The organism is Actinotignum schaalii FB123-CNA-2 (assembly GCF_000411135.1).
Taxonomy (GTDB): Bacteria; Actinomycetota; Actinomycetes; order Actinomycetales; family Actinomycetaceae; genus Actinotignum; species Actinotignum schaalii_A.
The window spans coordinates 1,099,387-1,112,699 of the sequence record NZ_KE150262.1 but is presented as its reverse complement, the minus strand read 5'-3'; the positions used below and the strand labels follow the sequence as shown (position 1 = coordinate 1,112,699).

Genomic DNA, 13,313 nt, shown 5'->3' with positions numbered 1-13,313 from the left:
CCTTCGTGTCACTCCCCCGGAATCGGAGCAAGAATTGTAGCGGACCCCAGGTCCATGTGCTGAACGTCCGTGGCGGGGACGAGGCCGAGGGCCTGCGCGCGTTCCTTCAGGCCTTGCGGAGTGGAGGCCCCCACCACTTCATCCGTGAGGGTGGACTCCACCGATTGCGCGACCGCCAGCTCCTGCTTGACGGAGCGGATTTCGTACGCCGTGCCTACCATACGCGTATTAAGCGCGAAAACTGTGGCAAACGCGCCGAAGAAGAGCGCCAGGCAGATGATCACGGTGCCGAGGAAGCCACGGTGCGCCGCCGGGGTGGGGATAAGCGTGAGTTCGGGACGCCCCGAGATCACGGGGCGGGTACGCGGCGCTGCAACAGCGTGGGGCTGTGCGCTCATAGCTGACCTCCGGGACGGATTTTCTCGGCAGCGCGTAAGCGAACGGACGCGGACCGGGAGTTGCGGGTGATTTCTTCTTCGCTGGCTCGGATCGCTCCTCGGGTGAGGAGCTCCAACCAAGGTTTATGTTCTTCAAGTTCAACGGGCAGTCCCTTGGGTGCCCGAGAGGTGGCCCCGGCGGCAAAAGCCCGTTTCACCAGGCGGTCTTCCAGGGACTGGTACGCTTCGACGACGATGCGCCCACCCACCCGCAAAGCGGCGAGGGCTGCCGGCAAGGCCCGCTCAAGTGTTCCGAGTTCGTCATTCACCGCGATGCGCAAGGCCTGGAAAGTGCGTTTGGCGGGATTTCCCCCGGTGCGCCGCGCCGGGGCGGGGATGGCCGAACGCACGATATCCACCAGTTCGCCAGTGCGGAGCAACGGGGCACTGGCGCGCCGTTGCACAACGGTGGTAGCGATACGATGGGCGAATTTTTCTTCCCCGTACTCGCGCAAAATCCGAGTGAGCTCACCTACCGATTCTTCCGCGAGGATATCTGCGGCGGTGCGCCCGACCTGGGCGTTCATACGCATATCAAGCGGAGCATCGTGGGAGTAGGAGAACCCGCGCTCGGTTTCATCCAATTGCAGGGAGGACACTCCCAAGTCCATGAGGATTCCATCCACGGGGCGATTGCCCGCTGCCGCGGCCACGTCGTCGTACGTGGTTTGGACGGGGCGGAACCGCTTCCCGAAACGGGCCAGGCGCTCCCCCGCCAAAGTAATGGCTGCGGGATCGCGGTCAATTCCGATAACGGTGAGGTTCTCGAAACGCTCGAGGAAGGCTTCGGTGTGCCCGCCCATCCCGAGGGTGCAGTCAATGAGGACGGGGGCGGGAACCTGGAAAGCGGGAGCGAGGAGCTCGATGCAGGTGTCCACAAGCACCGGGGCATGCAGCGCGTTCCCGGCGGCGCGCGGCGCGCCCGAGGTACGTGCTGTCTCCATCCTGTGCCCTTCTTATTGCGGCGCCCGCGATAGTGATCCCCCGCGAGCGATCTGAAGCTGGGGAAGTGCCTCAGAGCTCTCGCGAAAGACCGCCACCGCGATCACGCGATTCCTAGAAGAGGCCGGGGATGACCTCTTCTTCCCTATCGGCGAAAGCCGATTCTTGATCCTCTAGGTAGGCAGCCCACGCGGCGCTATCCCAGATTTCGACCCGGTTGCCCGTGCCGATAACCGCGAGGTTGCGATCCAGGCCCGCGTACGTGCGCAACATCGCCGGAATGGTGATTCGCCCCTGTTTATCAGGGATGTCATCCACGGCGCCGGAGAGCAGCACGCGGGTATATGACCGCGCCTCTTTGGACGTCAAGGGGGCTTTAGCCAGGGTTTGCTGCAATTCCACAAAATCCGCGAGCGGAAAGACGTAGATGCAATGTTCCTGACCGCGCGTCATCACCAGCCCGCCCTGGAGCTGATCACGAAATTTGGCGGGCAGAATGATTCGGCCTTTGTCGTCCAATTTGGGCTCATACGTGCCGAGGAACATCTACCGCACCCCCTCTCGTGGCGCTTGCCTCCACTTTACTCCACTTTGCCCCACCAGTTTGCCATGACAAGGGTATGTCGCGCTAGTGATTCTTAGAAAAGCCCGCCATAACAGGGAAAACCGAGTGGAGTGCCGGTGGAGTGCGATGGGGTGTTCAGGGGTGAGGAATGCCCGATTTGTCATGCGAGACGCTCAGCGAAGCAGAACGTTCGGTAGCGCGGGGCGCTCGCACCCAGCTGCGTCGTCGTATCTATAAAAAGAAAACGGTGAGAGGATCGATATCCTCTCACCGTTATGGGTGCCGAGTTTGAGCTACCGGACGAACCGGGCCAGCGCTACCGTAGTTTCTAATGCTCGCCGCGGCGGCGCTTTTCCCAAATTTCTTGTTGGCGTTGCATAAAGGACGCTACCCCGCGCGGCCCCGATGCACTCGGGGATCCCACACCTCCGGCAGGAACCGCAACTTTCTCAGTATGTACACCCGAGAGCGCATACCATACCGAGGCAAACATAATGATGACGCCGAGCAAACCAAGCCACCACATCTTCGGTGCAGAAATTCCACCGATCAGAATGGCGATACCCGCGACCAGCCCGAGAATCCCGAGTACGAGATTGCGCACGGACAGTTGCCGACTGATGGCTTCTACTTCCGGCGCAGCGGGCTTCATATTACGTGCGAAGCTGGGATCCTCGTTGGTGAGCTGCGCTTCCAGCTCAGCGAGCATCTTCTTCTCGTAGTCCGATAGGGCCACTGTGCCTCCTTGTTACTGTACTGCCGCCAGTCTACCGTGCCCGGCGCACCAGCGTCACGATATGTTGTGTCACGATACACCGTTTCCGAGCCCTGCGCGCCCACCGGGTACGGCGTCGCCGCGCCCCGTCCCACCGTGCCCCGTTCCGGTGCCTCCCGCCCCATCGTCGTGGCCCGTACCACGTGTCTGCAAGAGGCTTGCTGGCCCGAGTGCCCCGGCTCCGAAACGCGAACGCACCGCATCCATGGCACTCTCGGCCTCCCCGCGGCGCGGATCATCATCGAAAGCAAGCTGTTGGAAACCGCCCTGCTCACTCAGGTTCTCCACCCGCAAACCCAGAAGCCGCAAGCCCGCGGCGGTGACCTCCACCCCGTCCAGCAGCTCGCGGGCACGTTCGTAAATCTCTGCGGCAACCTGGGTGGCTTGCGGCAAAGTTGCCGACCGGGTAATGGTGGTGAAATCTGGGAACCGTACCTTAATCACCACGGTGCGCCCAACCAGGTCTTTTGCACGCAACCGGGTGGCGGTGTCATGGGCCTGGGCAAGCAGAATGCGCTGAAGCTCGCCCCGGTCAGCCAGAGGGTCGAAAAAAGTTTCTTCGCGCCCGATGGATTTTTCCTCACGGCTCGGGGTAACGGGGCGCGGGTCGACACCGCTGGCCAGCTGGAAGAGGTGATCTCCGGCCGCGGTGCCGACGAGGCGGCGGAGTTGATCAGGACCGGCTGCGGCGACGTCCCCCACCGTTTCGATCCCGTGTAAACGCAAACGTTCTCCGGTACGCCCGCCCACTCCCCAGAGCGCTCCGGCAGGTAAGTCGTGCAAAAACTCGAGGGTGGCCGCGGCGGGAATAAGGAGCAGCCCGTCTGGTTTGGCGTGTGCGGAGGCAATTTTGGCCACGTGTTTGGTGGCGGCGATCCCCACGGAGGCAGGCACCCCAACCTCGGTGCGGATACTTGCGCGCAGCTGCTGGCCAATATGTACCGGGGAGCCGAAAAGCCGGCGTGCTCCCCCGACATCCAGAAAAGCTTCATCCACGGAGAGCTGCTCCACCAGCGGGGTGACCTCCCGCAAAATCGCCATAATTTTTTCCGATACCGCGCGGTAAAGCTCCAGGCGGGGGGTGAGCATAACGAGATGCGGGCAGCGCCGCCGCGCCTGCCCCACCGGCATCGCGGAATTCACCCCGAAGGCACGAGCCTCGTAGGACGCTGCCGCCACGACGCCCCGTTCCTGGCCACCCACCGCGACGGGGCGCCCGCGCAGCTCCGGGTGGTCGAGGAGCTCCACGGATACGAAAAAGGCATCCATATCAATATGAAGGATGGGAGTGCGGGAATCGTCATCGCCCCAGGAATGGCGGGCGGCGCGTGATCGCGGTGCGCGTGACATAAGCCCTCCGTTTCCTCTCACTCCATTTTCTCGCCCGGTTTCCGTTCGCCAGGTTACGCTCGCGTATCCTCACGCGCGGTTTCGTTTTCCGAGTTCCCCTCGTTACGGTGCGCTCTCCATTAGGCTGGAGCTGTGAGTGTGCCTACCGAACCCGTGCGAACTGATTACGCCCTCGCCGAACTGGATCGGCGCTCGGATCGCCCTTCCCTCGTGACCCTCTATCTGGATGGGGTGGAATCCTCCGCCTTGGATCTTGACGATCCCACGTATCTAGAATTCGAGTATATGCAACAGTTTAGGTGCATTCTCGAAGCCATGTATCCCAAGCTCCAGCCGCTGCGAGTTCTCCACCTGGGGGCAGCCGGATGCGCTTTTCCACGTGCCCTGGATGCCGCTCGGCCCGGCTCACGCCAACTCGCAGCGGAAATTGACGGTAAACTCGCCACCTACGCACGCGAATGGTTCGATCTGCCCCCGTCCCCGCGTTTGCGTATCCGGGTACAGGATGCGCGCGTCACCCTGGACACCACGGCGGCGCGCTGGGACGTGGTGGTGCGCGATGCTTTTGCTGACCGTGATGTTCCGTCCCATTTACGTACCGGCGACGCCGCTGCGCGAGTCGCCGAAGTTCTGCAACCCGACGGTGTGTATCTCCTCAACTCGGTGGCCTCCACCGGCCTGACCCGCTTCGCGAATGAATCACGGGCTCTCCTCGAGCATTTCGAGTATGTGCTAGCGATTATGGATCCGGCGGTGCTGCGCGGGCGTCGCTTCGGCAATATCGTATTGGCTGCCTCCCAGCGAGAATTCGCTTTCGCGCAGATCGAGCGACTGGTTCGCCGCCTCCCACTGCCCGCGCGCATGGTGGGACGGGCGGATTTACGCCGGCGGGCTCGCGGCGCCATCCTCGAGCGGGATGCCGACATCGGCTACTTACCCGCAGGCGCTCCCCTGCCCGAAGACTAGTCCGCGGCGTGCCGACCGCGCGGGCGCTGAGGCGCCGGGCCCCCGTCTTCCTGGCCGTGGGCATCCGGCTCGCCTGCCGTACGCGGCTCGGCCTCAGTATGTGCTTCGGCGCCGGACCGGTGCCCACTACTGGCATGCTGCCACGCAGCCCGCATATTTTTCAGGCGTTCCGTCAGTTGCGCCTGCTCGTTATCGGCGTGCTCCTTGCGCTTGACCATTGAGGCATCCACTCGGGCGAGGAAACTTTCCGCCGCACGCCCAATTTCATCGGCACTGGGAACGGTGAGACTGTGCTGCGGGGCCTGGATAAGACCCGGATGCCCTTCCGCGCGATCATATTCGGCTTCCAGGGCAGCTACGATTTCCGCGAGCTGCTCATTATGTTCGGTGAGTTGGGCAAGTTGCTCGGATTCTTCGGCGGCACTGGCTTCCAAGTCTCCCAGCGGCAGGCTCAGCCCGGCCGTTTTCGCGAGCATGGAGAGCGCGCTGGCTGCCCCGGCCGCGTAATGGTGCCCGGCAATATACATGGGCACCCGCACCGTCACAGAGAAGGTCGCCACTCCCATCTGCCCGAGACTGTATTCCAAAAAATCTGAGAAGGACGCCGGATACCACACGTCAGCTTCCAGGGCGGGAGCCACCGGATCGGCATTGCGGGTGCGGATGAGCATATCCGGCTGGCGGGTATGGGGTAGTGCCCCGGCCACCGATCCGGCCCGGTAGAGCCGCTTCACTCCCAGCTGTGCGAAAACCGCCATGAGCTCAGAGTTGAGCCCCTGCCAGCAAAAATCTGGTTCGGTACCGAGCAGAAGTAAGAAAGAGGTGCCCTCGATATCTTTGGCGTGGAACAGCCCGAGCGCCGGGATGGCAATGTCTTCCAGCGCACCGTTGAGATAGTGCACCCGCGGGCGCTGCGCCCGATAATCAACCAGCCCGTCCACATTTATATCAGCCACCGGGCTGAGCTCTAGGGTGTAGAGCTGCGAGGCAATGAGTTCTGAAACCGAACCAATGTCATTGATGGGATCGGTGAGATGAACGACGACGCTTTCACAACGCTCCCCGCTCGCCCAGGAATCTTCCTGTTCCCCCTCACAGGGGTAAACGAAATAATTCACCGTGATCCTCCTCCCTCTCCAGCTCGCTAGCTTCCCCTCCAGCCTAGACTACCGGCCCGGCCGAGCGCGCCGGGCGCCGTCGTACTTCAATAACGGCAATCTCTACAACGAGACGTAACCGAACACGGTTCCGGTATTCGCCACCGGCTGATCACTGTCGTTCCCGTCACCGCACTATAGCGCGCCCCGGCGTTTTCCGTCATAATTGATTGTTACTTTTTTCCAGGACACCACCCGATTATGTTCGGTCATCAGGAGGAGCCGCTCGTGGTCAACGATCCTCATAGCGCGCGCGAGGACGCAATACGGGAAGAACAGCTTTTCGTGGATACTGCGTACCGTGCCCTTGATCGCCAGCGTGAAGCCTATGCCCAGCGCTTGGCTGCGGTTCGCAGCCAGAGCGGTCAGGAAAGCGCCGGTGAGATGACCGAGCGAGACTCTTTCGCCACCCATTACGAAGATAATCTCACCCGCTTGCGGCGAGTCGAAAACCGGCTGGTTCTCGGCCGGCTCGATACCCGCGAGGGTGAAACGGATCATATCGGGCGGATCGGTTTAAAGGACGAAAGCGGAGAGATCTTGCTCCTGGATTGGCGTGCCCCGCAATCCGAACCGTTTTATCGGGCGACCGCCGCACATCCGGGAAAGGTGCGGCGCCGCCGCCATATTCAGACCCGCCTGCGCACGGTCACCGGAGTGGAAGATGAGCTTCTTGACTCTTCGCGTGCCTCCTCAGATCTCAATCTGACGGGCGAGGGCGCCCTCATGGCGGCGATGAATGCGGCGCGCGACGGGAAAATGAACGATATCGTCGCGACGATTCAGGCCGAACAAGACAGTATTATTCGCGCCGATTCTAATAATGTGCTGGTGGTCCAGGGCGGGCCGGGGACCGGGAAAACAGCGGTGGCCCTCCATCGCGCTGCTTACCTTCTGTATACCCATCGCGAGCGCCTGGCGCGTTCTGGCGTGCTCATTGTGGGCCCCTCGCCAGTCTTTTTGCGCTATATCGATCAGGTGTTACCGTCACTGGGAGAATCTGATGTCGTATCGACGACGATTGCCGGGCTGGTGCCCGGGGTGACGGTAAGCGCCGTCGATACTGCCCCCGCCGCGGAGATTAAGGGCCGCCTAGTGTGGCGTACTATCGCCCCGCGGGCGGTGCGCACCCTCCTCGAGCGTCCGTTGCGCAAGGCCGTGCGGATGCGCATCAGCGGGGTTGATGTGCGTTTGACACCGCAGGATGTGGAGAATGCGCAGCGCCGGGCCCGCCGGACAGGTAAGCGTCATAACGAAGCCCGCGATACTTACGCGAAATACCTCGTCGATGTGTTGGCCCGCCAGGTGGCCGAGGGTCAGGACGTTGAGCTTTCGGAAAACCCGTGGATTATTGCGGATGTAGCGGAGAGTATTGACGCGCGCCGTGAGATTAATTTGCGCTGGATGCCGTCCTCCGCGGTGGCACTGCTGGAGCGCTTGCTCACCAAACCATATCTTCTTGCCGAGGTGGCGCCCGAGCTCAATGCTACGGAACGAGCCGCGTTGCAGCGTCCGGTCGGGCATGGCATGACCATCGCCGATATTGCCCTCATCGATGAATTCGCTGAAGTTCTCGGATCTTTTGCCACCGATGCGGAACGCCACGCCCGGGCGGCACGCGATGCGGCCGAACACAATCGACTCAGCTATGCCGGAGAAACAATGGAGGCGCTGGGCGTGGGCGGGGGGATCGTGAGTGCAGAGCTGCTAGCCGAACGGATGGGTGGACGCGGGGACGGTACCTCACTAGCCGAGCGTGCCGCCGCGGATCGGACCTGGACCTACGGTCACGTAGTGGTCGATGAAGCCCAAGAGCTCTCCCCCATGCAGTGGGAAATGCTCATCCGGCGTAATCCTTCCCGTTCCATGACGGTGGTCGGTGACCTTGACCAACGCCCGGATGGTTCACCACGAACCGGCTGGGAGGGGTTGCTGGGCCGCCTAGCTGATCGAGTGCGCGTAGAAGAACTCACGGTGTCCTACCGAACACCGGCCGTTATTTTGGATACCGCCGGGGCGGTGCAGCGCGCGGCCGGGGTCATGGTGCGCCCCGTGCGTGCGGCCCGTACCGAGGGTGGCGCCGTGGAGATCGCCGAGCGCTGCGCACCCGGAACTCTTACCACGGGCATTATTAGGGCGACGGCGCAGGTGTGCGAACGCTTGGATGCACGTTACGGGCAGGCCGGTACCCTCGGCGTGATCGTGCCGGAGACTCGAGTAGCTCGGGTAGCGGCCGCTATCGCGACAGCTCCGGAACTGGCCGGATGGACTGTAGACGTCACCGGTCGTGATGTCACGGCCCGGATACAAGTTCTCACGGCAGTGCAGTCCAAGGGCTTGGAATTTGACGCTGTCGTGCTCGTGGAGCCAAGTGAGATTTTGGCCGAAGGACCGGGCAATATTTACGTGGCGATGACGCGCCCCACCCAGCTTCTCCACGTGGTTTCTGAAGGCGCGCTCCCGGCCGGGCTCACCGCGAGCGCCGCGGGTGTTGGTTCCTAAGACCGCGCGCCCCTTGCGCTGCGGTTCAGAGTGCGTGGGCTTCGGGCCGTCACGTCGCGGCTTCGCGTGCCGTGGTTACGCGTACGCGAAGCTACGCGTACCGTAGCTACGCGTACCGCAGTTCGCAATTATTACCACTATGATTGATTAGTCAATGCCATGAGGCCGCTGTTCGGGTGGGTGAAGGAGTACGAATGACCGTGAAACCTTGGCTGGATATTTATCCGGAGTGGGTGCCTTCCGATATCACGGTGGACGAGGAAACTTTAGAAGAGTCGCTCCTGCGCGCGGCCGCACGCTATCCCAATCGGGTAGCCTTAGATTTCCTCGGGGCAACAACGAGTTACCGTGAACTTGTTGAGCGGTCCTGCCGTGTTGCCACTCTCCTGCGCAGTTTGGGGGTGCAGCGCGGGGATACCGTTGCCGTGGCCTTGCCAAATTGCCCCCAACATATGTATGCCCTGTGGGGTGCGATCCTGACGGGCGCAACCGTCGCGGAGATGAATCCGCTAGCTCCGCAACCAGAATTGCGCCGCCAAATTGCGATGGTTGATGCGCGAGTTGTTATCGCATGGGAGAAGACCATTGCCACGTTGGCACCAGATCCCCACGACCCGCGCCACTATTTCGCAGTGGACCTCTCCCGAGATTTACCGCTGACCTCTCGGATGCTTCTCAAGCTTCCGGTGGCGCAGGCTCGCACCCAGCGTGCTCGCTTGCGCGGGAGTGTTCCGGCTCACGTGGCGTCTTTTGATCGGGAGTGGCGGAAAGCGGTTCCTATGGATCTCGCTACCTTCCGTAAACCGCAGGCGCACGACGTGGCGCTGTATATGTTCACCGGGGGTACTACCGGCAAGCCGAAAGCTGTGATGCTCACGCACCGGAATTTGGTGTCCAACCGCAAGCAGATCATTGCTTGGGTGCCTTTTGAAGCTGATCATCACGAGGTGATTGCTGGGGTACTGCCCCTCTTCCATGCATTCGGCTTTACCCTCATGATGATGTGCGGCCTTGATCTGGCTGCGACCGCTATTTTCTTGCCGAATTTCGATATTCAGTCCTTGCTGGCTGCCCAGAAGCGGCGCCCCATCACCGTGCTACCCGGGGTAACACCCATGTTCTCCCGTATTCTTGCCGAGGTGGAAAAGCGGGAATCCGCCGGGGAAACTATTGATCTGTCCTCGATTCGTTTCGGGGTGTCCGGCGCGATGGCGCTGCCGGAGGAGGTGGCGCGCCGCTGGGAAGAGCGCACCGGAGGTTTCCTTATCGAGGGGTACGGGATGACGGAATCGTCTCCGGTGGTTTCTGGATCTCCGATGAGCCAGGATCGGCGCCCCTCCACCCTAGGCGTTCCTTTCCCCGGTACCGAGGTACGCATCGCCAATCCCGATAATTTGGCGGAAGATGCCGAGGATGTGGGGGAAATCTTGGTGCGCGGCCCGCAAGTTTTTGCTGGGTACCTGGGTGAAGCAGAGGAAACCGCGCAGGCGTTGTTCGGAGACTGGCTGCGCACCGGTGACTTGGGGCGCTGGGATGGGCCTTTCATCGTTATGGCAGATCGCGCGAAGGAGATGATTAATTCCTCCGGTTTCAATATTTATCCTTCCGAGGTGGAGGATGTCCTGCGAGAAATGCCAGAGATCCGCGACGTGGCAGTTGTGGGGATCCCCGCCGCGGAACGTGGCGAATCCGTGGTAGCAGCTCTCGTTTTAGAGCCGGGGTCCACGGTTGATCTGGCGGCGGTGCGCCGCTGGGCCGAAGGCAAGCTTGCGCATTACGCTATGCCCTCGTCCATTGCTCTTTTTGATGCCCTTCCCACCTCCCAGTTAGGGAAGGTAATGCGCCGCTCGGTGCGCGAACAGCTGGATAATTTCGAACTGACGGCCGGGGTGTGGGTGAAAAAAGCCGGCGCAGTTGCCGGAAGCGCCACTGCCGCGGTAGGTGATATGACCCGTGAAACTTTCGAGCGTGTATTGGCCGGGTTGGAGGCCACCTATAATCTGACTGTCGATCAAATTCAAAGCTGGGCCTCCAGCGTCACGAAGTCTGCTACGGAAAGTGGCGGTGCGGTACGCCAGTGGGTGGATAAGACTGCCCCCAGCCAGGAAACGATTGCCACTTTCGTGCGTTCTGCCGGGGCTACTTTAGAATCTTTTGCCACCTGGGTAGTACGGTCCAGCCACGATCTAGTTGCAGGTGCCACGCGATCCATGACACCTGCCGTAGGAGATAACGGAACCGGCCGCAATGACCAGACCAATCCTGAGGGAAGCACCGATGGTGCTACTCGCCCAGACATGGAGAACACCGCCGTATCACGAAATAGGGAAAACCCGGAGAACGCTGAGAGTTAGGCCCCTAGCATTGTGTCTCCGCGTGCGGCATCGTTTTCATAACGACGCCGCATAGCACGCTGACCTCCGGCGGTGCACAGCATTCACGCAGTTTTCCGCGTGTTGCTCCCTCAGGACTGAGGTTTCGAGAAATCCGGTGATTCTGATGCAACCGGAACATCCGGATCCTGGCGGAGATCTGCGATGGCCCGCTCGAAATCGTCAATGGAATCGTAATTTGAGTAGACCGATGCGAAGCGAAGGTACGCAACTAGGTCAAGAGCCTTGAGCGGTTCGAGAATAGCGAGGCCTATATCATGCGCATCAATCTGCGAGCTGCCCGAGGAGCGGACTTTTTCTTCCACCTGGGCTCCGAGCAATGCCAGTTGGTCTTCGGTAACCGGACGCCCCTGGCACGCCTTCCCCACCCCGTTAATAATTTTTTGACGTGAGAAAGGTTCGGTAGCACCCGAACGCTTGACGACCACAAGGCTAGCTGTTTCCAGCGTGGAAAAGCGCCGATGGCAGTTCGGGCATTCACGACGACGGCGAATGGACAGGCCATCATCAGCGGTACGAGAATCAATCACCCGTGAATCAGGGTTGCGACAAAATGGGCAATGCACATTAATCATTCTAAATGGCTCAGCTATAATGCGCCAACCGCATAACTATGGTAGTCCCATAGGTATCACCCGTACCATCCGGGCGGTCTATGCCCAACCGGTACCTCATGACTAATAACCCGGAATCTCAAGCACCTGGCCGGGAACCAGATCATGAGAAACGAGCCCATTGAGATTGACAATATCCGCCACCCCGGTGGAAATATCCGGAACACCCGGGATGCTGGCGGCAATACTCGCCAAGGTATCCCCGCCTTGCACTGTTACGGTTGCCATTCCTGTTTCCAGGAAAGTGGTCCCTACGATCATGGCAAAACTGGCCAGGAGAAGAGTGACAGCAATGGTCAGCGCTACCCGTACACCCATCCGCACGATTCCATCCAACGAAGCTGAAGCGGCGCGCGAAGGTACCGACGCCTGAGCCGCTACCCGAGTAGCAGATGAGGCTTCCCCTCGAGTAGCTATATGACTAGCGGATCGGGCTGCCGCACCCGCCGCCGATCGCACAACCGACCGTGGCGCAACGACCACCGGGCGGCGCACCGCACCCAGAGCCGGAGTGTTCCAGCGCCGGCGTGCGCCAGCTACCCGTAGCGCGGTGACCGAAGCTCCCCCGCGAACATCCCCGTGGCGAACTTCTTCCCCGCACGGCTTACTGTGCACGGCCGCGGACTGCTCACCCACTACCCGCAGTTTCGGGTGCCGCCGGCTGGTGTGAGCACGGCTAGTTTCCCGCGTTATCTCCTGGTATGCGACACTCATTTTTCACTCCTCGAACATTCGTTCGCCGAACATCTGTATGTTAGACTAGTACGACAGCAAGGGTTTGTCTAGAACGTTCGTTCGATTCCGTGTGGTTCGGTTACGCTCCGAACCCCGCCGTCGTAGAACTATTCAAACCCGCCCTTACGACAAAAAATTCGGCACGAACGCTCGGGAGTGCATATGGATCATCCTCAGCTCACGGCTCGCCAGGCAGAGATACTGGACGTTGTGATTGACGGAATCGTCACCCACCGTGTCCCGCCAACGGTGCGGGAAATTGGTGAAGAAGTGGGTATGTCCTCCCCTTCTTCAGTGAAATACCAACTCGATGCACTTGAGGAAAAGGGCTATATCTCCCGCAATCCGCGCCGGCCGCGCATGATTGAGCTCACAGATGCCGGGCTCGCCCACGCACGCCGCTCCCGCGGTGATTCCGAGTGGGGAAGCGGGCTACTTCCGGTGGGCGAACCGGACCGAACCAGCTTAGAATCTGACCTCCCGGTAGATATTAGTGAAGCAATTAATGTGCCAGTTGTCGGGAAGATCGCGGCTGGCGCTCCGATTCTGGCTGAAGAGCTCATCGAAGATGTCTTCCCGTTACCGCGCCAATTGACGGGAACTGGTGAGCTTTTCACCCTGAAAGTCCAGGGCGAATCGATGATTGATGCCGCGATTTGCGATGGGGATTGGGTGGTGGTGCGCCGCCAACCCACCGCTGAAAACGGGGAAATCGTTGCCGCCATGATCGATGGCGAGGCCACGGTAAAAGTTCTCCAACGCCGCGATGGCCACGTTACGCTACTTCCTTGTAACCCCGCCTACTCCCCCATTCCCGCTGATGATAGCGAAGTACTCGGGCGCGTTGTTATGGTACTGCGCACCCTCTAGCCAACCC

At 61.0% G+C, this 13,313-nt stretch carries 12 protein-coding genes; 4 read left to right on the top strand and 8 right to left on the bottom strand.

Annotated elements, in window-relative coordinates:
- Positions 1–8 precede the first annotated feature (8 nt).
- The 5 genes from HMPREF9237_RS04450 to HMPREF9237_RS04430 form a co-directional block, all read right to left on the bottom strand.
- Complete coding sequence (locus tag HMPREF9237_RS04450; RefSeq protein ID WP_016442540.1) at positions 9–398, bottom strand: hypothetical protein; 390 nt, start codon at positions 396–398, stop codon at positions 9–11.
- Positions 395–1,381 (bottom strand): 16S rRNA (cytosine(1402)-N(4))-methyltransferase RsmH, encoded by a 987-nt coding sequence (rsmH, locus tag HMPREF9237_RS04445; protein ID WP_016442539.1) that lies wholly within the window; start codon positions 1,379–1,381, stop codon positions 395–397. The genes HMPREF9237_RS04450 and rsmH overlap by 4 nt, the downstream gene beginning before the upstream one ends.
- A gap of 112 nt (positions 1,382–1,493) precedes the next feature.
- Entirely contained in the window at positions 1,494–1,925 is a 432-nt protein-coding gene (mraZ, locus tag HMPREF9237_RS04440; protein ID WP_016442538.1) for a division/cell wall cluster transcriptional repressor MraZ, read from the bottom strand.
- 347 nt (positions 1,926–2,272) lie between these two features.
- Complete coding sequence (locus HMPREF9237_RS04435; RefSeq protein ID WP_016442537.1) at positions 2,273–2,680, bottom strand: DUF3040 domain-containing protein; 408 nt, start codon at positions 2,678–2,680, stop codon at positions 2,273–2,275.
- Between the two features lie 69 nt (positions 2,681–2,749).
- The gene (locus HMPREF9237_RS04430) at positions 2,750–4,069 is read right to left on the bottom strand and encodes a DNA polymerase IV (protein ID WP_016442536.1); all 1,320 of its coding nucleotides are present in this window, start codon (positions 4,067–4,069) and stop codon (positions 2,750–2,752) included.
- Positions 4,070–4,201: 132 nt separating this feature from the next.
- Between HMPREF9237_RS04430 and HMPREF9237_RS04425 the strand changes: the two genes are divergently transcribed.
- Positions 4,202–5,035, top strand: coding sequence for a spermidine synthase (locus tag HMPREF9237_RS04425; protein ID WP_231366666.1), 834 nt, complete (start codon positions 4,202–4,204; stop codon positions 5,033–5,035).
- Here the strand turns inward: HMPREF9237_RS04425 and HMPREF9237_RS04420 are convergent.
- Positions 5,032–6,153: a PAC2 family protein gene (locus HMPREF9237_RS04420; RefSeq protein ID WP_016442534.1), complete on the bottom strand. Its 1,122-nt coding sequence runs from the start codon at positions 6,151–6,153 to the stop codon at positions 5,032–5,034. The genes HMPREF9237_RS04425 and HMPREF9237_RS04420 overlap by 4 nt on opposite strands.
- Before the next feature lie 267 nt (positions 6,154–6,420).
- Here HMPREF9237_RS04420 and HMPREF9237_RS04415 point away from each other — a divergent pair, with 267 nt between their 5' ends.
- Positions 6,421–8,694 carry a HelD family protein gene (locus HMPREF9237_RS04415; protein ID WP_016442533.1) on the top strand — a complete coding sequence of 758 codons (2,274 nt, stop codon included), beginning with the start codon at positions 6,421–6,423 and terminating at the stop codon, positions 8,692–8,694.
- A gap of 194 nt (positions 8,695–8,888) precedes the next feature.
- Positions 8,889–11,048 (top strand): AMP-binding protein, encoded by a 2,160-nt coding sequence (locus tag HMPREF9237_RS04410; protein ID WP_016442532.1) that lies wholly within the window; start codon positions 8,889–8,891, stop codon positions 11,046–11,048.
- Between the two features lie 110 nt (positions 11,049–11,158).
- Here the strand turns inward: HMPREF9237_RS04410 and nrdR are convergent, their stop codons facing one another.
- Positions 11,159–11,662 (bottom strand): transcriptional regulator NrdR, encoded by a 504-nt coding sequence (gene nrdR / locus HMPREF9237_RS04405; protein WP_016442531.1) that lies wholly within the window; start codon positions 11,660–11,662, stop codon positions 11,159–11,161.
- Positions 11,663–11,764: 102 nt separating this feature from the next.
- Complete coding sequence (locus HMPREF9237_RS09275; RefSeq protein ID WP_016442530.1) at positions 11,765–12,415, bottom strand: LysM peptidoglycan-binding domain-containing protein; 651 nt, start codon at positions 12,413–12,415, stop codon at positions 11,765–11,767.
- A gap of 183 nt (positions 12,416–12,598) precedes the next feature.
- On the opposite strand from HMPREF9237_RS09275, the gene lexA reads away from it, so the two are divergent.
- Positions 12,599–13,306, top strand: a complete 708-nt coding sequence (gene lexA / locus HMPREF9237_RS04395) for a transcriptional repressor LexA (RefSeq protein ID WP_016442529.1) — start codon at positions 12,599–12,601, stop codon at positions 13,304–13,306.
- Positions 13,307–13,313 lie beyond the last annotated feature (7 nt).

Coding starts and splice junctions, on each gene's coding strand:
- HMPREF9237_RS04450 (WP_016442540.1), bottom strand. CDS start 398: ATGAGCGCACAGCCCCACGCTGTTGCAGCGCCGCGTACCCGCCCCGTG.
- rsmH (WP_016442539.1), bottom strand. CDS start 1,381: ATGGAGACAGCACGTACCTCGGGCGCGCCGCGCGCCGCCGGGAACGCG.
- mraZ (WP_016442538.1), bottom strand. CDS start 1,925: ATGTTCCTCGGCACGTATGAGCCCAAATTGGACGACAAAGGCCGAATC.
- HMPREF9237_RS04430 (WP_016442536.1), bottom strand. CDS start 4,069: ATGTCACGCGCACCGCGATCACGCGCCGCCCGCCATTCCTGGGGCGAT.
- HMPREF9237_RS04410 (WP_016442532.1), top strand. CDS start 8,889: ATGACCGTGAAACCTTGGCTGGATATTTATCCGGAGTGGGTGCCTTCC.
- nrdR (WP_016442531.1), bottom strand. CDS start 11,662: ATGATTAATGTGCATTGCCCATTTTGTCGCAACCCTGATTCACGGGTG.
- HMPREF9237_RS09275 (WP_016442530.1), bottom strand. CDS start 12,415: ATGAGTGTCGCATACCAGGAGATAACGCGGGAAACTAGCCGTGCTCAC.
- lexA (WP_016442529.1), top strand. CDS start 12,599: ATGGATCATCCTCAGCTCACGGCTCGCCAGGCAGAGATACTGGACGTT.